Source organism: Pseudomonas sp. GD03862 (assembly GCF_029840855.1).
GTDB classification, from domain to species: Bacteria; Pseudomonadota; Gammaproteobacteria; order Pseudomonadales; family Pseudomonadaceae; genus Aquipseudomonas; species Aquipseudomonas alloputida.
In genome coordinates this window covers 125,407-145,209 of record NZ_JAOCDI010000009.1, presented here as the reverse complement: position 1 = coordinate 145,209, position 19,803 = coordinate 125,407, and the positions used below count along the sequence as shown (strand labels likewise).

At 63.3% G+C, this 19,803-nt stretch carries 16 protein-coding genes; 5 read left to right on the top strand and 11 right to left on the bottom strand.

Going from position 1 to position 19,803, the window contains the following annotated elements:
- Nucleotides 1-80 precede the first annotated feature (80 nt).
- Nucleotides 81-968, top strand: a complete 888-nt coding sequence (locus tag N5D53_RS09010; RefSeq protein WP_049586156.1) for an allophanate hydrolase subunit 1 — start codon at nt 81-83, stop codon at nt 966-968.
- Entirely contained in the window at nt 965-1,936 is a 972-nt protein-coding gene (locus tag N5D53_RS09005; RefSeq protein ID WP_014861077.1) for a biotin-dependent carboxyltransferase family protein, read from the top strand. Before N5D53_RS09010 ends, N5D53_RS09005 begins: the two co-directional genes overlap by 4 nt.
- Before the next feature lie 62 nt (nt 1,937-1,998).
- On the opposite strand, the gene N5D53_RS09000 is transcribed toward N5D53_RS09005, so the two are convergent.
- Together N5D53_RS09000 and N5D53_RS08995 are read right to left on the bottom strand one after the other, a co-directional pair.
- Entirely contained in the window at nt 1,999-2,847 is an 849-nt protein-coding gene (locus tag N5D53_RS09000; protein ID WP_014591220.1) for a TIGR03915 family putative DNA repair protein, read from the bottom strand.
- Entirely contained in the window at nt 2,838-4,058 is a 1,221-nt protein-coding gene (locus tag N5D53_RS08995) for a putative DNA modification/repair radical SAM protein (protein WP_104887527.1), read from the bottom strand. Before N5D53_RS08995 ends, N5D53_RS09000 begins: the two co-directional genes overlap by 10 nt.
- Nucleotides 4,059-4,202: 144 nt before the next feature.
- Between N5D53_RS08995 and mqo the strand changes: the two genes are divergently transcribed.
- Complete coding sequence (mqo, locus tag N5D53_RS08990; RefSeq protein ID WP_019438544.1) at nt 4,203-5,822, top strand: malate dehydrogenase (quinone); 1,620 nt, start codon at nt 4,203-4,205, stop codon at nt 5,820-5,822.
- Between the two features lie 9 nt (nt 5,823-5,831).
- Here mqo and N5D53_RS08985 read toward each other — a convergent pair whose 3' ends face one another.
- Entirely contained in the window at nt 5,832-7,160 is a 1,329-nt protein-coding gene (locus N5D53_RS08985) for a UDP-glucose/GDP-mannose dehydrogenase family protein (protein WP_020191326.1), read from the bottom strand.
- A 244-nt stretch (nt 7,161-7,404) separates the two neighbouring features.
- Between N5D53_RS08985 and N5D53_RS08980 the strand changes: the two genes are divergently transcribed.
- Nucleotides 7,405-8,451: a class I SAM-dependent methyltransferase gene (locus N5D53_RS08980; protein ID WP_020191327.1), complete on the top strand. Its 1,047-nt coding sequence runs from the start codon at nt 7,405-7,407 to the stop codon at nt 8,449-8,451.
- A gap of 145 nt (nt 8,452-8,596) precedes the next feature.
- Here N5D53_RS08980 and N5D53_RS08975 read toward each other — a convergent pair whose 3' ends face one another.
- The 6 genes from N5D53_RS08975 to yghU form a co-directional block, all read right to left on the bottom strand.
- Nucleotides 8,597-9,841 (bottom strand): saccharopine dehydrogenase family protein, encoded by a 1,245-nt coding sequence (locus tag N5D53_RS08975; RefSeq protein ID WP_003248123.1) that lies wholly within the window; start codon nt 9,839-9,841, stop codon nt 8,597-8,599.
- A gap of 32 nt (nt 9,842-9,873) precedes the next feature.
- Nucleotides 9,874-10,971: a carboxynorspermidine decarboxylase gene (nspC, locus tag N5D53_RS08970; RefSeq protein WP_003248125.1), complete on the bottom strand. Its 1,098-nt coding sequence runs from the start codon at nt 10,969-10,971 to the stop codon at nt 9,874-9,876.
- Nucleotides 10,972-11,155: 184 nt separating this feature from the next.
- Complete coding sequence (locus N5D53_RS08965; RefSeq protein WP_190869316.1) at nt 11,156-12,073, bottom strand: pyridoxal-phosphate dependent enzyme; 918 nt, start codon at nt 12,071-12,073, stop codon at nt 11,156-11,158.
- Entirely contained in the window at nt 12,070-12,744 is a 675-nt protein-coding gene (locus N5D53_RS08960; protein WP_104961827.1) for a PAS domain-containing protein, read from the bottom strand. The genes N5D53_RS08965 and N5D53_RS08960 overlap by 4 nt, the downstream gene beginning before the upstream one ends.
- 82 nt (nt 12,745-12,826) lie before the next feature.
- Nucleotides 12,827-14,530, bottom strand: coding sequence for an amidase (locus N5D53_RS08955; protein WP_190869314.1), 1,704 nt, complete (start codon nt 14,528-14,530; stop codon nt 12,827-12,829).
- Between the two features lie 191 nt (nt 14,531-14,721).
- Nucleotides 14,722-15,564: a glutathione-dependent disulfide-bond oxidoreductase gene (gene yghU, locus N5D53_RS08950; RefSeq protein ID WP_104887530.1), complete on the bottom strand. Its 843-nt coding sequence runs from the start codon at nt 15,562-15,564 to the stop codon at nt 14,722-14,724.
- 201 nt (nt 15,565-15,765) lie between these two features.
- Here yghU and N5D53_RS08945 point away from each other — a divergent pair, with 201 nt between their 5' ends.
- On the top strand, nt 15,766-16,812 hold the full coding sequence (locus tag N5D53_RS08945) for a dienelactone hydrolase (RefSeq protein WP_104887531.1): 1,047 nt from the start codon (nt 15,766-15,768) through the stop codon (nt 16,810-16,812).
- On the opposite strand, the gene N5D53_RS08940 is transcribed toward N5D53_RS08945, so the two are convergent.
- Together N5D53_RS08940 and N5D53_RS08935 are read right to left on the bottom strand one after the other, a co-directional pair.
- The gene (locus tag N5D53_RS08940; protein ID WP_266022364.1) at nt 16,774-17,967 is read right to left on the bottom strand and encodes an MFS transporter; all 1,194 of its coding nucleotides are present in this window, start codon (nt 17,965-17,967) and stop codon (nt 16,774-16,776) included. The genes N5D53_RS08945 and N5D53_RS08940 overlap by 39 nt on opposite strands.
- 242 nt (nt 17,968-18,209) lie before the next feature.
- Nucleotides 18,210-19,796 carry an ABC-F family ATPase gene (locus N5D53_RS08935; protein ID WP_003248141.1) on the bottom strand — a complete coding sequence of 529 codons (1,587 nt, stop codon included), beginning with the start codon at nt 19,794-19,796 and terminating at the stop codon, nt 18,210-18,212.
- Nucleotides 19,797-19,803: the final 7 nt, after the last annotated feature.

Sequence of the window (19,803 nt, the reverse complement as noted above, 5' to 3'; positions counted from 1 at the left end):
TCCGGCAAACCGACAAGCCGGAGCCCGTGCATTTTGTTTTCGCCTGCCTTTCTATAAAGATTCCAAGAAAAGGAACTGTCATGGCCGAACCGCTTGCTACAACCCCGATCCGTTACAGCTTCGGCGCCGACGAGCACCTGTTTGCCGAAGTCAGCGAAAGCATGTCGCTGGAGGCCTTTTTCAAGGGTATGGCCGTCACCCGTGCGGTGGAGCGCATGGCCCTGGATGGCGTACTTGATGTGTGCCTGGCCAATGCGTCGTTCCAGGTCCGCTTCGACCCGGACCGTATCGCCCCCGAGGCACTGCTCGAAGCCGTGCGCGGCGCCGAGGCGCAGGCGGTGGCCGAGCGTTCGTTGCAGACGCGGATCATCGAGATCCCGGTGCTGTACAACGACCCCTGGACCCATGAAACCCTGATGCGCTTTCGGGATCGCCACCAGGACCCGACCAGCACTGACCTGGAGTACGCCGCGCGCATCAACGGCCTGGCCGATGTCGAGGCCTTCATCGCCGCCCACAGTGGCGCGCCATGGTTCGTGTCGATGGTGGGCTTTGTCGCCGGCCTGCCGTTCATGTTCCAGATGGTCGAGCGCGAGCGGCAGCTGCAGGTGCCCAAGTACCTGCGCCCCCGTACCGACACGCCCAAGCTCACCCTGGGCCATGGCGGCTGCTTTGGTTGCATCTACTCGGTGCGCGGGGCGGGGGGCTACCAGATGTTCGGCGTCACCCCGGCACCGATCTACGACCCGCAGCAGACCTTGAATTACCTGAAAGAGCACATGGTGTTCTTCCGCCCGGGTGACATCGTGCAGTTCAAGCCTATCGACCGCCGCACCTACGACCAGGCGGTGGCGGAAGTGGAGGATGGCTGCTTCGACCTGCGCATTCGCCCGGTGGCGTTTTCCCTGGACGCCTTCCTCGCCGACCCGGTCGGCTACCCCAAATCGTTGCAGGAGGTGCTGGCATGATCAAGGTACTCAAACCGGGGCTGGCCACTTCTGTACAGGACCTGGGCCGCGAAGGTTACTACCACCTGGGTATCCCACCGTCCGGCGCACTCGACCAGTACGCCTTGAGCGCAGCCAATCACCTGGTGGGCAACCCGGCCGGCGCTGCGGGCCTGGAGTGTGCGCTGGTGGGGCCGGAGCTGGAGTTCCAGCAGGACGCACTGGTCGCTGTGTGCGGTGCGCAGATGCCAGCGTTGCTCGATGGCCGCGAGCAGCGCCCGGACACTGCGTTTGCCGTGCGGGCCGGGCAAGTGTTGCGTTTCGGCTTTCCAACAGCGGGCGCCCGGGCCTACCTGGCAGTGGCCGGAGGCATCGATGTGCCCGAGGTACTGGGTAGCCGGTCCACCTACGCGCTGGGCGCGTTGGGTGGCTTTCATGGGCGCAAACTGATGGCGGGCGACCTGCTGCCGGTCGGCGTGCCCAGCGGCAAGACCCGTGCCGGTGCAAGCTTGCCCATGGCCCTGCGTCAGGCCCTGGGGGGCGAGGTGGTGTTGCGGGTGGTGCCTGGGCTGTACTTCCACCGCCTGACCGAAGCTGCAGCGCAACGTTTCTTCACCGACGCCTGGACCGTTGGCTCCGAAGCGGACCGTATCGGTTATCGCTACAAAGGCGGCAGCGCCTTGAGTTTCCAACCGCGCGAGCAGCCGTTCGGTGCGGGGTCGGACCCGTCCAATATCGTCGACAGCTGCTACCCGATCGGATCGATCCAGGTGCCGGCAGGGTTGGAACCGATCATCCTGCATCGCGATGCAGTGTCGGGGGGCGGCTACGCCATGATCGGCACGGTGATCAGCGCCGACCTCGACCTGATCGGGCAGATGCAGCCCAACCAGCAGGCGCGGTTCCTGCCGGTGAGCCTGGAGCAGGCACTGGAGGCGCGGCGTTCGTACAAGAAGAAGCTGGCCTGCCTGGCCAGGCTCTTCAGTTGAGCATGATGTTTTCGCTGTAGCTGCGGCCTTGTGTCTCGACGGGGCCGCAACAGGCTCCGCGGCTACACCGAGCGCGCAGGCTTGCTGATGGTCTTGCCGGTTTGCGAGGCCACCTCAAGGGCTTGGCCGTCCCGCTGTTTGCCTTGGCGCGCCAGGCCTTCAAGCTGCGGTATCAGCATGCCTTCCGGCAAATGCCGCCAGAACCGCCCTGGCATGTGCAGGCGCAAGGCATCCGGGTTGAGGCGGGCCGGGTTGAAGGTATGGCGGTAGTAGGTGCGCCAGAGTTCGGCGCCGGGGTCTTCGGCGTTGCGGGCCCACTGGCGCCAGGGCTCGGGGCACTGTCGCTGGTAGTCGAACGACTGGCCGTCGAAGCGAATGCCATCCTGTGGCGTGGCAATCAACCAGCGCAAACGCCCCAGGCGGTCGGCAAAATGCGCGCTGGCACTGTGCAGAATGTCGTGTGCCGGCTCGTGATAGGCCACCAGATCCAGCTGCAAGTGCTCAGCCAGTTCCTCAGGCAACGGCACGAAGCGTACAAAGGCGTGCAAGTGATGCGCCTCGCGGGTTACCTGCTTGATGCGCCGTTGCAGCTCACTGCCCAGCCGGTCACCGGCCAGCATTGCCGTGCGGTCGCCATGGGCGACGCGCCACAGCACTTCATACAGCAGGTTCCAGCGCTGCTCGCCACGGTAGCGAGAGGCCTGCTCCAACTGGCTCAGCAGTGCGGCCGGGACTTTGGCCCGGAAAGGGCCAGGCCCTTCAGGCGGCGCAGCCGGCACGGCCAGCAGGTCCGCCATCGGGCCTTGCGACCAGGTGACTTCCGACGGGTCGATGCCATGGCTCAACAATACGCGGGCCTGGTCGCGCCAGGTGGCGAACAGGTCGTCGCAGTCGAGTGCGATCACCCCCATAACCCCATCTGCACGGGTGCTGGCGGCTCACTCAAGCGTGCTCGCAGCAAGCCGCTGCGCAGCTCGGCCTGGGCGGGGCGGTAGTCGCTGGTGACGATGAACGGCCGTGCCTTGTCCAGCACGCAGCGCAGCTGGATCAGGTCGTCATAACGGATGCGCCGCTCCCGCCGCAGGGCGACCAGGCGCTGTACGCTGCGCAGGCCGATGCCGGGGATACGCGCCAGTAGCGCAGGTTCCGCGCGATTCACGTCCAGCGGGAAGACTTCGCGGTTGGCCAGCGCCCAGGCCAGCTTGGGGTCGATGTCCAGTGCCAGGTTACCGCTGTGGCCCAGCAGCTCGCCAGCCTTGTAGCCATAGCCACGCAGCAGGAAATCGGCTTGATACAGGCGGTGTTCGCGCAGCAGCGGTGGTGCGGCGAGGGGCACGCTGCCGGGGCTGTCGGGGATCGGGCTGAAGGCAGAGTAGTACACGCGCTTGAGGCCGTAGCCCTGGTACAGCGACTCGGCATTGCGCAGCAAGGTACTGTCGTCGGTGCTGTCGGCGCCGACGATGACTTGGGTGCTCTGCCCGGCCGGGGTAAAGCGCGGCGCCCTGGGCTCGTTGGCCACGGCCTGCTGGCCCTGATGAATCACGCCCATGGCCTGGCGAATGGTGTGCCCTTGCTTTTCTGGCGCCAGGCGCTTGAGGCTGGCGTCGGTGGGCAGTTCGATGTTGACACTGAGGCGGTCGGCCAGGCGCCCGGCCTCTTCGATCAGCAGCGGGTCGGCATCGGGGATGGCCTTGAGGTGGATGTAGCCGCGGAAGCTGTGTTCTTCGCGCAACAGCCGGGCCACACGGATCAGCTGCTCCATGGTGTAGTCCGCCGAGCGGATGATGCCAGAGCTGAGGAACAGGCCGCTGATGCAATTGCGCCGGTAGAAGTCCAGGGTCAGGCGCACCACTTCCTCGGGGCTGAAACGTGCGCGCGGCACGTTGCTGGAGCGGCGGTTGACGCAGTACTGGCAGTCATACAGGCAGAAGTTGGTCAGCAGTACCTTGAGCAGTGATACGCAGCGGCCGTCGGGGGTGTAGCTGTGACAGATACCCATGCCATTGGTAGCGCCCAGGCCGTCAGCGCCGCGCGAATTGCGCTTGGGCGCACCACTGCTGGCGCAGGAGGCGTCGTACTTGGCTGCGTCGGCAAGGATGCCGAGTTTGGCGATGAGTTGCATGGTGGCTGACCTGCGATACTGAGTATTCATACAGTATTTTGAGATGTGGCCGATTGCAAGTGTTTGTGCGTCGTCATACCCGACTAAACGCGTCGGCTAAGCTTGTGGCTGAACCACGGACAGCAACGAGGCGCGGGAGAGGTTATGAAGATCACCATCAAGCCAAAACTGGCGATGGCCGGGCTGGCCTTGGCCATCGGCATGCTCAATGCCCAAGCGGCGGAAACCAGGAAGGTCGATGTGCTGCTGGTGGGCGGCGGCATCATGAGTTCTACCTTGGCCGTGTGGCTCAACGAGTTGGAGCCCGGCTGGTCGATGGAAATGGTCGAGCGTCTGGACAAGGTAGCCGAGGAGAGCTCCAACGGCTGGAACAACGCCGGCACCGGCCACTCCGCCCTGGCGGAGTTGAACTACACCCCGGAAAAAGACGGCAAGATCGACATCAGCAAGGCGGTTGAAATCAACGAGTCGTTCCAGGTAACGCGCCAGTTTCTCGCCTGGCAGGTCAAGCAGGGCGTGCTGAAAAACCCGCATTCGTTCATCAACACCACCCCGCACATGAGCTTTGTCTGGGGCGATGACAACATTCGTTTCCTTAAAAAACGCTACGAGGCCCTGCAAGCCAGCCCGTTGTTCAAGCCCATGCAGTACTCCGAAGACCACGAGCAGATCCGCAAATGGGTCCCGCTGATGATGGAAGGCCGCGATCCCAACCAGAAGCTGGCCGTGACCTGGACGCCGATCGGCACCGACGTCAACTTTGGCGAGATCACCCGGCAGTATGTGGGTTACCTGCAGACGCGGCCGAACTTCGATCTCAAGCTGTCGAGCGAAGTGCAGGACATCACCCGTAACGACGACGGTTCCTGGCACGTCGAGTACAAGAATCTGAAGAATGGCAGCAAGGCAGCCACCGATGCCCGGTTCCTGTTCATCGGCGCTGGCGGGGCGGCACTGCCGCTGCTGCAGAAGTCGGGTATCGACGAGGCCAAGGACTATGGCGGCTTCCCGGTCGGTGGCTCGTTCCTGGTCACTGACAACCCGGCTATCGCCCAGCGCCACATGGCCAAGGCCTATGGCATTGCCGCAACCGGTGCGCCGCCCATGTCGGTGCCGCACCTGGACACCCGGGTACTTGATGGCAAGCGCCTGATCCTGTTTGGGCCGTTCGCCACCTTCTCGACCAAGTTCCTCAAGCAGGGCTCATTGCTTGACCTGCTCGCCAGTACCAGCGTGCACAATGCCTGGCCGATGGTGCGGGTAGGAGTACGCGAGTTCGACCTGGTGCAGTACCTGATCGGGCAGGTGCTGCAATCGGACGATGACCGCTTCGAAGCGCTGCGCACCTATTTCCCCGAGGCGAAGAAAGAAGACTGGCGGCTGTGGCAGGCGGGCCAGCGGGTGCAAATCATCAAGAAAGACGAAGCGTTGGGCGGCGTGCTCAAGCTCGGTACCGAGGTGGTGACGTCCAGGGACGGCAGTATCGCCGGCTTGCTGGGGGCTTCTCCCGGTGCGTCGACCGCTGCGCCTATCATGCTCGATGTGTTGAACAAGGTGTTCAAGAACAAGGTGGCGTCGCCCGAGTGGCAGGCCAAGATCAAACAGATCATCCCGTCCTATGGCATCCGCCTGAACGACCACCCGGATCAGCTAGAGAAGGAGTGGGCATATACCAACGAGGTGCTGCAGCTTGAGCCGCCTGTCAGTCCGCAGCGCCCTGAGTCGATAAGGCCGGCTGACAGCCAGGGAGTGGCCAGCCGGTAATCATTGCAGTCAAGCTGGCGCAATCTTGCCACGTCCGATGCCGTAGTAAGTCAGCCCTGCCGAGGCCATGTGCTCGGGTTCGTACAGGTTGCGGCCATCGAACACCACCCGGTCGGCCAGCTGCTGCGGCACCTCGTCCAGGTTGAGCACACGGTAGTCCTGCCATTCGGTGACGATCACCAGGGCATCGGCGCCCCGCAACGCATCGTCCTTGCAGGGCACCAGTTGCAGGTCGGCACGCGGGCCGTAGTGGCGCCGGATTTCTTCCATGGCCTGAGGGTCGTGAGCCTGCACCCGCGCGCCCGCGGCCCACAGTGCTTCCAGCAGGACCCGGCTGGAAGCTTCGCGAATATCATTGGTATTGGGCTTGAACGACAACCCCCACAGGGCAAACACCTTGCCCCGCAGGCCGCCGGGGTAATGGCGCTGGATCTTGCTGAACAGCCGGCCCTTCTGCTGCTCGTTGACCGACTCTACTGCGCGCAGCAACTGCGTCTCGAAGCCTTCTGCCTCGGCACTGTGGCGCAGGGCTTGCAGGTCTTTGGGGAAGCACGAGCCGCCAAAACCGCAGCCGGCGTAGATGAAGTCATAACCGATGCGCGGGTCCGAGCCGATGCCACGGCGCACCATTTCGATATCGGCCCCCAGGTGCTCGGCCAGGTTAGCGATTTCGTTGATGAAGGAAATCTTGGTGGCCAGCATGCAATTGGCTGCGTACTTGGTCAGCTCGGCACTGCGCGCGTCCATGACCATGAACTTTTCGCGGTTGCGGTTGAACGGCAGGTAAAGCTCGCGTAGCAACTCCACTTCGGCCGCTTCTGCGCCCCCGATGATGATGCGCTGGGGGCGCATGCAGTCGTCCACCGCAGACCCTTCCTTGAGAAACTCCGGGTTGCTGATCACCTGGAAGCGGCTGGTATCGGCCACGGCCTGGGCGATGCGTGCCTTGATGCGGTGTACCGTACCCACCGGCACGGTGGACTTGTTGACGATTACTTTGGGCCCGTCAGCGTGTTCGAGGATGCTGTCGACCACGGCGAAAACGTGCTTCAGGTCGGCGCTGCCGTCGGCTTGCGGTGGGGTACCGACGGCAATGAACTGCAACCGGGCATAGTTGGCAGCGGCTGCGGCATCCGTGGTGAAGCGTAGCCGACCGCAGGCGAGGTTCTTCTCCAGCAGCGGCGCAAGGCCGGGCTCGAAGATCGGGCAATGGCCTTCACTCAGGCTGGCCACCCGATCGGCATCGACATCCATGCACAACACCGAATGGCCTACCTGGGCCAGGCACACCGCCTGGGTCAGGCCGACATAGCCGGTTCCGAAAACCGTGACCTTCATTTGACAGCTCCTTGATAGGAAAGCTGAAAAAAAATGTCACATCGTTGTTTAGGAATTGTGACCTGAGGGAAATGCTCGTGGGCCATATGGCCGTTATTCCACGTCGCCCAGGCAGAGCATCTAAACTTACTGACAGCTCGCAGTTGCGTGTTGTACCGCGAACGAAAACCCTTGAACCGACCACCGCCTTCCCGGAGCGGACGTCCCTCGTTGGCGATGGCCTTCTTGCAGAGGAGGGCAGGTCATGGACGAGGCAAGGCTTCACGATTTCATGGGCAAGCTGGTGGGCGACATGGGCGCAGCGGCGACGCTGGCCAATGTCATTCTCGGCGATGAACTGGGGCTGTACCGGGCCATGGCCGACAGCCAGGCGGTCACCCCTGAGCAACTGGCGGAAAAGACCGGCTGCCACCCGCGGCTGGTGCGCGAATGGTTGAATGCCCAGGCGGCATCGGGCTACATGGTCCATGACAAGGGTAGTTTTGTGCTGCCTGAAGAACAGGCCATGGCCCTGGCGCTGGAGGACTCCCCGGCCTACATGGCCGGCGGCGCGGCGGTGGTGGCGGCGCTGTTCCATGACAAGGACAAGCTGGTAGCCGCCATGCGCGGCGATGGCGGGTTGGCCTGGGGTGATCACCACCCGTGCATGTTCAGCGGTACCGAGCGGTTTTTCCGGCCGGGGTATCGCACCTTCCTGGTTGCGGATTGGCTGCCGGCACTGGAGGGTGTGGTGGCCAAGCTGCAGGCGGGCGCCAAGGTGGCGGACGTGGGCTGCGGTCATGGTGCCTCGACGCTGGTGATGGCGCAGGCGTTTCCGGCGTCGACCTTCGTGGGGTACGACTATCATCAGCCTTCGATCGTCACCGCCAACGCGCGTGCACGGGAAGCGGGGTTGGAGGGGCGGGTGAGCTTCCAGCAGGCCAGCGCCAAGGAGTACCCGGGGCATGACCATGACCTGGTGTGCTTCTTCGATTGCCTGCACGACATGGGTGACCCGGTCGGGGCAGCCCGGCATGCCTACCGTGCTTTGAAGGCTGATGGCACGGTCATGCTGGTTGAGCCGTATGCCGAGGACTCGCTGGAGGGTAACCTGACACCGGTCGGGCGCTTGTTCTATGCGGCGTCGACGTTTATTTGCACGCCCAATTCGTTGTCGCAGGAAGTGGGGCTGGGGTTGGGTGCGCAGGCCGGGGAGGCGCGATTGCGGGCGGTCTTCGAGGAGGCAGGGTTCAGCAGGTTCCGGCGGGCGACGCAGACGCCGTTCAACCTGATTCTGGAGGCCCGCAAGTAGAGCGTGATCCTGCACCGGCCTCTTCGCGGGCTCGCCCACACAGGTTACGTGCTTGTTTCAGGCCTGTGAGCGCCTGGGCTGCCCGCGAAGTGGCTGGGCCTGGAAAGCAGAAGGGGCGCCATGTGGCGCCCCTTCTGTTTGTTGCTTAGGCTTCAGCGTCCCAAGGACGATCGCCTTTTTCATCTTTGACGCGGGTCGGCAGGCCCATCACGTCCAGCGCCTTGAGGAACGGCTCGGCTGGCAGCTCCTCGACGTTGACCATGCGCTTGGCATCCCACTCGCCACGGGCTACCAGCAGGGCGGCAGCCACTGGCGGTACGCCGGCGGTGTAGGAAATGCCCTGGCTGTCGGTCTCGGCGTAGGCTTCTTCGTGGTCGGCCACGTTGTAGATGAACACTTCGCGCGGCTGGCCATCCTTGGTGCCTTTGACCAGGTCGCCGATGCAGGTCTTGCCGGTGTAGCCAGGGGCCAGCGAGGCCGGGTCTGGCAGTACGGCCTTGACCACTTTCAGCGGTACCACTTCCAGGCCTTCGGCGGTTTTCACCGGTTGCTCGCTGAGCAGGCCCAGGTTTTTCAGAACAGTGAACACGTTGATGTAGTGCTCGCCGAAGCTCATCCAGAAGCGCACGTTCGGGACGTTGAGGTTCTTCGAAATCGAGTGAACTTCATCGTGGCCGGTCAGGTACAGGTTTTGCGAGCCTACCACTGGCAGGTCGTCGGTACGCTTGACCTCGAACATGGTGTTGCTGGTCCACTGGCTGTTCTGCCAGCTCCACACTTGTCCGGTGAACTCGCGGAAGTTGATTTCCGGGTCGAAGTTGGTGGCAAAGTACTTGCCATGCGAACCGGCATTGACGTCGAGAATATCGATCGAATCAATGCTGTCGAAATACTGCTGCTGCGCCAGCTTGGCGTAGCTGTTCACCACACCCGGGTCGAAACCGACGCCGAGAATGGCGGTAATGTTCTTTGCCTGGCACTCTTCGAGGTGTTTCCACTCGTAGTTGCCGTACCACGGTGGGGTCTCGCAGATCTTGCCCGGCTCTTCGTGGATGGCGGTGTCCAGATAGGCGACACCCGTATCGATGCAAGCACGCAGCACCGACATGTTGAGGAATGCGGAACCCACATTGATCACGATCTGCGATTCGGTTTCGCGGATCAGCGCCTTGGTTGCCTCGACATCGAGGGCATTGAGCGAGAAGGCCTGGATGTCGGCGGGTACCTTGAGGCTACCCTTGGCCTTGACGCTGTCGATGATGGCCTGGCATTTGGAGATGTTCCGTGACGCGATGGCGATACGACCCAGTTCGTCGTTATGCTGCGCGCACTTGTGGGCCACCACCTTGGCGACACCTCCTGCACCAATGATAAGAACGTTCTTCTTCAATTTACCCTTTGCTCCTTACTTGAAAGCCGGTCTTACGACAGGCTGGAAACGTAGTCTTCGAAACCGAACTCGCGGACGACTTCGACGCTGCCGTCGAGCTGCTTGACCACGATGGAAGGCATCTTCAGCCCGTTGAACCAGTTTTTCTTGACCATGGTGTAGCCCGCCGTGTCGATGAACGACAGGCGATCGCCAATGGCCAGCGGACGGTCGAATTGGTACTCGCCGAAGATGTCACCGGCCAGGCATGACTTGCCGCAGACCATGTAGGTATGCTCGCCGTCATTGGGGGCCATCTTGGCGTTGAGGCGGTAGATCAGCAGGTCGAGCAGGTGCGCTTCGATCGAGCTGTCGACCACGGCCAGGTGCTTGCCGTTGTACAGGGTATCGAGCACGGTCACTTCCAGCGAGGCGCTGTTGGTGATGGCGGCTTCGCCGGGCTCCAGGTATACCTGCACGCCGTATTTTTCCGAGAACGCCTTCAGGCGCGCGCAGAAGGCGTCTACTGCATAGTCTTCACCGGTGAAGTGAATGCCGCCACCAAGGCTGACCCACTCGACCTTGTGCAGCAGGTGGCCGAAACGCTCTTCGATGTGCGTGAGCATCTTGTCGAACAGGCCGAAGTCACCGTTTTCGCAGTTGTTGTGGAACATGAAACCGGAGATCTGTTCGATCACCTGTTCGATCTTCGCCGGGTCCCATTCGCCCAGGCGGCTGAACGGGCGGGCCGGGTCGGCCAGCAGGTAGTCGGAGCTGCTGACCTGCGGGTTGACGCGCAGACCACGCACCTTGCCTTCGGACTGTTCGGCAAAGCGTTGCAGCTGGCCGATCGAGTTGAAGATGATCTTGTCGCAGTTCTCAAGCATCTCCTCGACCTCGTCGTCGGCCCAGGCCACGCTATAGGCATGTGTTTCGCCGGCGAACTTCTGGCGGCCGAGCTTGAGCTCGAACAGGGAGGACGAGGTGGTTCCGTCCATGTACTGCTGCATCAGGTCGAACACCGACCAGGTGGCGAAGCACTTGAGGGCGAGCAGCGCCTTGGCACCGGAGTGTTCGCGCACGTAGGCGATCTTCTCCATGTTGCTGAGCAGCTTGGTTTTATCGATGAGGTAATACGGCGTCTTGATCATTTAAAGGCCCCCGGCCAGGCCGGCCAAAAAAAGGACACGCATTGTGCCTTCACTTGCCGCAGACCGAAAGGGCGGGATACGCATTTCGTCAGGGTTGACGCCATTGCGTGGGCTTTTCGGTTGCGGCGAGCCTAGTAGATCAGGTGGATGTGACTGTCGTAATCACCCCCGACAGATGGCAGCTTCAGTCTGCCTGCTGCAGCCAGGCCTTGATCTGCTCCAGTGTTGCGGTAGCGCCGCCACAGACCACCACCAGGACATTGCGCAAGGCGCCCAGTGCCTTGGCATCATAGGCCACTGCCAACGCCGCCCCGCACGCGGGCTCGACCAGCACACGGTGGTCCAGCAAGAACCGCTCACAGGCCTCCAGCGCTGCGCGATCGCTGACCAGATGGCTGTGCACCGGATGCTGCTGCACGCACATCAGCGCCTGATCAGCCACACGCTTGGCCCCCAGCGACGTCGCCACCGAGGCGATGCGCTCCAGCTCCACTGAATGCCCGGCCTGCATGGCCGCATGCAGCGACGCCGCGCCCTCGGTTTCTACTGCCAGCACCGGCACATCGCCCCAGCCATTGCGCTTGAGCCCCTCCACCACGCCACTGAGCAAGCCGCCCCCGCCGACTGACAATACCACCGCGTCCGGCTTCAGGCCGGCCTCGGCCACTTCATCCACCAGGCTGGCATGCCCGGCCCACAGCAGTGGGTCGTCGAACGGGTGGATGAAGGCATCGTTCGGGCCTACCAGTGTCTGTGCCAGGGCGTTGGCCTCTTGCCAGGAACTGCCGTGCACCACCACCTTGGCGTCTTCCAGGTGCAGTAGTTGCTTGGCCCGTTCGGTGGTGGTTTCGGGTACCACCACGGTCACCGGCACCCCCAGCTTGCGTCCGGCATAGGCGACTGCCAAACCGGCATTGCCACCTGACGAGGACACAAAGTGCCGGGCGCCACGCGCGTGGTGTACCTCGCAGGCGTAGCCTACACCGCGCAGTTTGAACGAACCGCAGGGTTGCAGGGCGTCGAGCTTGAGCCAGATATTACGACCGGCCGCCAACGACAGCGGGCGCGATTCGATCAGGGGGGTATGAATGTGCAAGGTCATTGGCTGGCTCCGCGTAGTTGCTCGAGGTAGTTGTAAATGGTGTAGCGCGTCACGCCGAGGGCGCTGGCAGCCTTCTCGACGCCGCCCTTGACGATGAACAGGCCGCGCTCCTGCATGACGCGCACGGCCTCGACCTTGGCCTGTTTGTTCATCCGCCCCTGGCCGCTGCGCTGCAGGGCGGCCTGGATGATCTCGCTCATCAGCAGCTCCATGTCGGCAGGTTCGTTGACCGCCGGTATGGCCCCCAGCGGCTGCAACTGCTGGAGAAAGCTCATGGCTGCATCCAGGCCGGTGACGTCGGTGTTGACGCACAGGCTGGCGAACGGGTGGCCGCTGCTGTCACGGAAGATAGCCGTGGCACTTCGTAGCGTGCGGCCTTTGAGCGTAGTGGGGTAATCGGGCAGCACCACCGGCTCACGGCCGTGCTGGTCGGCCGAGGCCTGCATCAGTGCCTTGAAGCCCTGGTCCTGCTCCGGTGCGGCGAGGATCGGGCTGCCTACGCTGCGGCCGGACAGATGACCGTTGACGATCGCCACCACCGAGTGTTCGGGGTGGTCAAGGTCGTGCAGGAGTATTTCCATGTTGCGCGCGGCAACGCTGCCCAGGGCCTGGATGGCGGCCTTGAGCACGGTGAGGGTGAGTTGGCGTTCTTCGCTGGGGGTGATAGGCATGGCAGATCGCAAAATCAACTGTTTGTGTATTTTTACACATATGGTTGAAATTCGCGATCTGCTTTTAGGGGCCCTGTAAGACTCAGCCGAGCGCCGGCGTGCGCGGCGGAATCATCCGGCGCGAGCCAGTCGACTCAAAGGCGGCAGCAAAACTCAGCAGCGCGTTGTCGCTATAGGCCTTCCCGGCAAAGGTCAGCCCCACCGGCATACCGATATCGGCCATCACGCCCATCGGCACGGTGACGGTCGGCACGCCCAGGTGACGGATTGCCAGGTTGCCGTTGGCTACCCAGATACCGTTGCTCCAGGCGATGTCCGCCGATGCCGGGTTGATATCGGCATCGGCCGGGCCAACGTCGGCTACGGTGGGGAACAGCACCGCGTCCAGGCCCAGCTTGTCCATCCAGTCTTCCAGGTCCAGCTTGCGGGTCTGCTCCAGGCCGCGCAGGCCGTCGGGCAGGGTCTCGATCTGGTCCCAGGTCTTCAGGCCACGTTTGGCCATGTTGACGTACTCGTCCATGCCGGCAGCCAGGTCATCTTCACGGTTGGGCAAGGTGCCCGGGTCGTGGGGGAAGATCTTCAGCCCGTCGACATCGGCCAGGCGGTTAAGCTTGGGGTCATCGTTGGCGCGCAGGAAGTCGTCAAAGGCCCAGCCCGACAGTTCCCACAGTTCGTCATGCAGGAATGCCTTGCTGACGATGCCGCGGTTGTACACGGTCGGCGCACCTGGACGGTCGCCTTCGCAGTTGGACACCAGCGGGAAGTCCACTTCCAGTACTTCGGCACCTGCCGCTTCCAGGGCCTGGCGTGCTTGTTGCCACAGGTCGATCACCGTGGCGCGGGTGTTGATGCGTTGGCCGGTCGGCCCGCCGATGCCTGGCTTCTCGGCGGTGCCCGCTTCGGGATCGGCATTTATATACATGCGGGGTACGCCAAAGCGCTTGCCCTTGAGCGCGCTGTCATCTACCGCCAGTTCAAGGTACGAAGCCGGACGTACCGTCGAGGCAGCGGGGATCGGCACCCATGGCTGCAGGCGCCACAGGTCGCCGCGCTTGTCGGCGTCATCGGCTACCACCACGTCGAGGATTTCCAGCAGGTCGGCCATGGTGCGGGCATAGGGCACCACCACGTCCATGGTCGGCGTCAGCGGCCAGTTGCCACGTACCGAAATCACCCCGCGCGACGGGGTGTAGGCGCACAGGCCGTTGTTGGACGCCGGGCCACGGCCGCTGGACCAGGTTTCTTCGGCCAGGCCAAAGGCGCTGAAGCTGGCGGCGGTGGCGGTACCGGCACCGTTGGACGAGCCCGAGGCGAAGGGCGCGGTCAGGTAGTCGGCGTTGTACGGGCTTTCGGCGCGGCCATAGACGCCGCGCTGCATGCCACCGTTAGCCATGGGCGGCATGTTGGTCTTGCCCAGGCACACGGCACCGGCGGCGCGCAGGCGCTCGATGGTGAAGGCGTCGCGCTGGGCGACCAGGTCCTTGAAGGCAGGGCTGCCGGAGGCGGCAGTCAAGCCTTTGACCAGGTAGCTGTCCTTGGCGGTGTAGGGGATGCCGTCCAGCGGGCTAAGCACCTGGCCCTTGGCGCGGCGGGCATCGGAGGCCTCGGCTTCTTTCAGCGCCTCCGGGTTGCGTACCACTACGGCGTTAAGGGCAGTGGCTGTGTCGGCGCCATCGTAGGCGTCGATGCGCGCCAGGTAGGCCTTGACCAGCTCGACCGCTGTCGTGCGGCCCGACTCGAGCGCGTCGCGCAGCTCGGCAATGGAAACCTCGGTTACCTCGATCATGCGTTCACCAAAAAATGTGCAGGTGGGGGCTAATGCGAGGAGTGTACAAGAAGGGCTTGGCCGACGCAGGTTTGCGCAGGGGCAAATGGTTTTATGCAGGGGGGCATTGTCGGGGGCATTCACAGGTATTGCCCGGCCCATTGTGGGGGCGGCCTTTCAGTCACCAAAGGGCCGCTCCCACACGGTTTGCGTCAACCTTCCAGGTCTGCGGCGCTATGGCGCTCCGGCACCTGGCTGTGTTCATCTCCCCAGGTACGGTTCACGCGTGTACCGCGCTGCACAGCAGGGCGCAGGGCGATGTCCTCGGCCCAGCGCTGTACGTTCGGGTACTCGTCAACCGCCAGGAACTGCGCGGCGTCATACAGGTTGCCGCGCACCAGCTGGCCATACCACGGCCACACGGCAATATCAGCGATACTGTATGCCTCGCCGCCCAGATAACGGCTTTCGGCCAAGCGGCGATCAAGTACGTCCAGTTGACGCTTGGCCTCCATGGTGAAGCGGTTGATGGCGTACTCGAACTTTTCCGGTGCATACACGTAGAAGTGGCCAAAACCACCGCCCAGGTAAGGCGCCGCACCCATCTGCCAGAACAACCAGTTCAGGCATTCGGTGCGCGCAGCCGGCGATTTTGGCAGCAAAGCACCGAACTTCTCTGCCAGGTACAGCAGGATCGAGCCTGATTCGAACACCCGCACCGGCGGCTCCACGCTGCGGTCGAGCAGGGCAGGGATCTTCGAGTTGGGGTTGACCTGGACGAAGCCGCTGGAAAACTGATCACCCTCGCCGATGCGAATCAGCCAGGCATCGTATTCGGCACCGGCGTGGCCCAGGGCAAGCAGCTCTTCAAGGGCAATGGTGACCTTGACGCCATTGGGCGTGGCCAGGGAATACAGCTGCAGCGGGTGCTTGCCCAGCGGCAGGTCCTTGTCGTGAGTCGGGCCGGCTACCGGGCGGTTGATGCTGGCGAACTGGCCGCCGGAGGCTGCGTCGTTGCGCCAGACTTTGGGTGGCACGTAGGCAGGCTTGCTCATGCATGAATCTCCTTCAAAGGCGCGAAAACGGTCACGTGAAAACGTTGACCTGCATCTATGCCATGGGTTCGACACAATGCGCAAATGCACAGGGTGCAGGCGCAGCTTGCATGACGGCGGTTTCATCCAGTTTTCATCCGGCACAACTCCGGCCGGTTTTATGCTGGGTTATCCCTTCGTTTTGCAAGGAACCGCTGGCCGATGACCCTTGCACGCTGCGTGTTGGCGCTGGTCCTGCTCGGCGGCCTGCTGGCCCGCGCCGAGGCCGCGCCGTGGGTTGCCGGCCTGCACCTTATGACCTTGACCGACCCGGTCGATAGCCGCCCGATGCAAGCCCTGGCGTTCTACCCGGCCGTTGGCAAAACCCGTATCAGCCGTATAGACGGGTATCCCGTCGACGTGGCCGAAGAGGCGCCCGTGGCCATGGGCCGATTCCCGTTGCTGGTGCTGTCTCACGGCAATACGGGCAGCCCACTGGCCTTGCATTACCTGGCAACGTCGTTGGCGCGCCAAGGGTTCGTGGTGGTGGCGGTGGTGCACCCGGGGGACAACGTGCGCGACCACAGTCGCCTTGGCACCCTGAGCAATCTTTATGGGCGGCCGCTGCAAGTCAGCGCGGCGATCACCGCAGCGCGCGATGATGCAGTGGTCGGGCCTTATCTGAATGACGGCAAGGTGGGTGTGATCGGCTACTCGGCCGGCGGAGAAACCGCGCTGATCCTGTCTGGCGCACGCCCTGACCTGGAGCGTCTGCGTCAGTACTGCCTGGAGCGCCCGCATGACGCAGACGCCTGCAAGACCCACGGCATACTGATTGCCGACCGCAGCGAACTGGCGCCCGAGACCGACCCGCGAGTGGGGGCGGTCATGTTGATGGCACCCCTGAGCCTGTTGTTCGGGCGCCATGCGCTGGCCGGGGTGCAGGTACCCGCACTGATCTACAGTGGCGACAGCGATCAGCTTGTGGCCGTAGACCGTAATGCCGAGGCCCTGGCCCGCAAACTGCCGGTCACACCGGACTACCGCCTGTTGGCCGGTGCCGGGCATTTCGTGTTCATGGCCCACTGCGATGCCGAGCAGTACGCGCGAATGCCGGCGCTGTGCAAGGACGCCGACGGCGTCGACCGCCGGCACATCCATCATTCGCTGCAGCGAGAAACGGCAGCGTTCTTCAGCCAGGCGCTGGGGGCGCCAGCGCCGGCTCAGCGTTCAGCTGCGACGGGCGCGCCGCGCCAGCCACAACGTTAGGCCGACCCCGGCCAAGGCGAGCAGGGCAGCCACGCAGAAGATCGAGGCATACCCCAGGTGTACCGCCACGGCGCCCATCACCGGGCCGGCAATGGCCAAGGCCATGTCGAAGAACACAGCATAGGCACCCAGCCCTGCGCCGCGGCTGCTGCTGGGGACTTGTTTGATCGCTTCCACGCCCAATGCCGGGTAAACCAGCGACAGCCCGAAACCGGTCAGCCCGGCGCCAACCAGCGCCCAGGGCGGCGAGGGCGCCAGCCACAGAAGGCTCAGGCCCAGCACTTCGGTGGCCATGCAGGCGACCGCCACGTTGTAGCCACCAAAGCGGTTGACCGAGTTGACGAACAGCAGGCGCGAAATGATGAAGCACACACCAAATGCACTCAGGCACCAGGCCGCGCCGGCCCAGCCGCGCTCGAGGTAATAAAGGGTGACGAAGGTGGTCAAGGTGCCGTAGCCGATCGAGGCCAGGGTCAAACCCAGGCCACACGGGGCAACCCGGCCGAACGCCGACCAGAAGGGCAGGCGCTCGCCGCGCACCACGACCACGTCGGGGCGCTTGCGAAGCACCAGCAGGGCAAGGGTTGCCAGCACCAGCAAAGCCGGCCCCAGCACGCTGAAGTTCAGCCCGTCCACGGCCAGCACGCCAACTGGCGCACCGATGGCGATCGCGCCATAGGAGGCGATGCCGTTCCACGAGATGACCCTGGCAGTGTGTTCGGGGCCGACCTGGCTGATACCCCAGCTCAAGGTGGCCACGCCGATCAGCCCCTGGGCGATACCCAGCAGCAAACGGCCACCGAGTAGCAGTGCCAGGCTCAGCAGCGGCAAGGTGAGGGTCCAGGCTGACAGCAACGTCAACACCCCGCAACCGGCAATCCCCAGCAGGCCAAAGCGGATGGCCTGTTTCCCTCCCAAGGTGTCCGCCACCCTGCCTGCAAACGGGCGGCTCAGCAGCGTGGCCAGGTACTGCAGGCCAATGGTTACACCGGCGATCACTGCGCCAAAGCCGAGCTGGTCGTGCACATAGCTGGGCAGTACCGCAATCGGCAGGCCGATGCAGAGGAAGGCAATGAAGGTATAGAAAACGATCGACAGGATCTGCAGGGTGATGTGCAGCGTGTTATTGGCGGGGGCAGGTTGTTGCGCGGTCATGGGCTCTTTCGCGGGCGGGCGGTTGGGCGTGGTCCCATCATGGCCGTTGCGCGAAGGAAAAGACAGCAGGCTAACGAATTATTCGTCGGGCCGTGCCGGTCGGTGGGATGGGGATGGACTCTTCGCGGGCTTGCCCGCTCCCACAGGGACCCCACAGGTATTGAACGCTTGTGGGGCCTTGGGAGAGCGGGCAAGCCCGCGAAGAGGCCCGGCCATCCGAGATGGCCAGGCCGTCCCATCAATCAGACCAGCACACCCTGGCTACGCAGGTAGTCGTCGTAGGTACCGCTGAAGTCCACCACACCATCGGCCGACAGCTCGATGATGCGCGTGGCCAGCGACGACACGAACTCGCGGTCGTGGCTGACGAACAGCAGGGTGCCCGGGTAGTTTTCCAGCGCCAGGTTCAGCGCTTCGATCGATTCCATGTCCAGGTGGTTGGTCGGCTCGTCCATCACCAGCACGTTCGGCTTCTGCAAAATCAGCTTGCCGAACAGCATGCGACCTTGTTCACCACCGGAAATCACCTTCACCGACTTGAGGATTTCGTCGTTGGAGAACAGCATGCGCCCCAGGGTGCCGCGGATAACCTGCTCACCAGAGGTCCACTGGCCCATCCAGTCGAACAGGCTCATGTCGTCTTCGAAGTCGTGGGCGTGGTCCTGGGCGTAGTAGCCCACTTCGGCGCTGTCGGTCCACTTCACCGAGCCCGCATCCGGGGTCATCTCGCCGACCAGGGTGCGCAGCAGGGTGGTCTTGCCAATACCGTTGGGGCCGATGATCGCAACGCGCTCGCCCGCTTCGACGGTGATGTCGAAGTTCTTGAACAGCACCTTGTCGTCGAAGGCTTTGGCCATTTTTTCGACGACCACGGCCTGGCGGTGCAGTTTTTTCGTCTGTTCGAAGCGAATGAACGGGCTGACGCGGCTGGACGGCTTGACCTCGGCCAGCTGGATCTTGTCGATCTGCTTGGCACGAGAAGTGGCCTGCTTGGCTTTGGAGGCGTTGGCCGAGAAGCGGCTGACGAAGGTCTGCAGCTCGGCGATCTGGGCTTTCTTCTTGGCGTTGTCCGACAGCAGCTGCTCACGCGACTGGGTGGCTGCGGTCATGTACTCGTCATAGTTGCCCGGGAACAGGCGCAGCTCACCGTAATCCAGGTCAGCCATGTGGGTGCAGACGCTGTTGAGGAAGTGCCGGTCGTGGGAAATGATGATCATGGTGCTGTTACGCGCCGTGAGGATCGTTTCCAGCCAGCGGATGGTGTTGATGTCCAGGTGGTTGGTCGGTTCGTCGAGCAGCAGCACGTCCGGGTCCGAGAACAGCGCCTGGGCCAGGAGGACACGCAGCTTCCAGCCCGGTGCCACTTCGCTCATCGGGCCGAAGTGCTGGTCCAGCGGAATACCCAGGCCCAGCAGCAGTTCACCGGCGCGGGACTCGGCGGTGTAGCCGTCCATTTCGGCGAATTCGGTTTCCAGCTCGGCGACGGCCATGCCGTCTTCTTCGGTCATTTCCGGCAGCGAGTAGATACGGTCACGCTCGGCTTTGACTTTCCACAGCTGGCCGTGGCCCATGATCACCGTGTCGATCACGGTGAATTCCTCGTAGGCGAACTGGTCCTGGCGCAGTTTGCCCAGGCGGGTGTTCGGCTCAAGCATGACCTGGCCTGCGGACGGCTCCAGGTCACCGCCGAGGATTTTCATGAAGGTCGACTTGCCGCAACCGTTGGCGCCGATCAGGCCGTAGCGGTTGCCGTTGTTGAATTTGACGGAAACGTTTTCGAACAGCGGCTTGGAGCCGAACTGCATGGTGATGTTAGCGGTAGAAATCAAGTGCTTG

What these genes read in the sequence shown, in the direction of transcription:
- N5D53_RS09010 (WP_049586156.1), top strand. Translation starts at nt 81, where the DNA reads ATGGCCGAACCGCTTGCTACAACCCCGATCCGTTACAGCTTCGGCGCC.
- N5D53_RS09005 (WP_014861077.1), top strand. Translation starts at nt 965, where the DNA reads ATGATCAAGGTACTCAAACCGGGGCTGGCCACTTCTGTACAGGACCTG.
- N5D53_RS09000 (WP_014591220.1), bottom strand. Translation starts at nt 2,847, where the DNA reads ATGGGGGTGATCGCACTCGACTGCGACGACCTGTTCGCCACCTGGCGC.
- N5D53_RS08995 (WP_104887527.1), bottom strand. Translation starts at nt 4,058, where the DNA reads ATGCAACTCATCGCCAAACTCGGCATCCTTGCCGACGCAGCCAAGTAC.
- mqo (WP_019438544.1), top strand. Translation starts at nt 4,203, where the DNA reads ATGAAGATCACCATCAAGCCAAAACTGGCGATGGCCGGGCTGGCCTTG.
- N5D53_RS08985 (WP_020191326.1), bottom strand. Translation starts at nt 7,160, where the DNA reads ATGAAGGTCACGGTTTTCGGAACCGGCTATGTCGGCCTGACCCAGGCG.
- N5D53_RS08980 (WP_020191327.1), top strand. Translation starts at nt 7,405, where the DNA reads ATGGACGAGGCAAGGCTTCACGATTTCATGGGCAAGCTGGTGGGCGAC.
- nspC (WP_003248125.1), bottom strand. Translation starts at nt 10,971, where the DNA reads ATGATCAAGACGCCGTATTACCTCATCGATAAAACCAAGCTGCTCAGC.
- N5D53_RS08965 (WP_190869316.1), bottom strand. Translation starts at nt 12,073, where the DNA reads ATGACCTTGCACATTCATACCCCCCTGATCGAATCGCGCCCGCTGTCG.
- N5D53_RS08960 (WP_104961827.1), bottom strand. Translation starts at nt 12,744, where the DNA reads ATGCCTATCACCCCCAGCGAAGAACGCCAACTCACCCTCACCGTGCTC.
- N5D53_RS08955 (WP_190869314.1), bottom strand. Translation starts at nt 14,530, where the DNA reads ATGATCGAGGTAACCGAGGTTTCCATTGCCGAGCTGCGCGACGCGCTC.
- yghU (WP_104887530.1), bottom strand. Translation starts at nt 15,564, where the DNA reads ATGAGCAAGCCTGCCTACGTGCCACCCAAAGTCTGGCGCAACGACGCA.
- N5D53_RS08945 (WP_104887531.1), top strand. Translation starts at nt 15,766, where the DNA reads ATGACCCTTGCACGCTGCGTGTTGGCGCTGGTCCTGCTCGGCGGCCTG.
- N5D53_RS08940 (WP_266022364.1), bottom strand. Translation starts at nt 17,967, where the DNA reads ATGACCGCGCAACAACCTGCCCCCGCCAATAACACGCTGCACATCACC.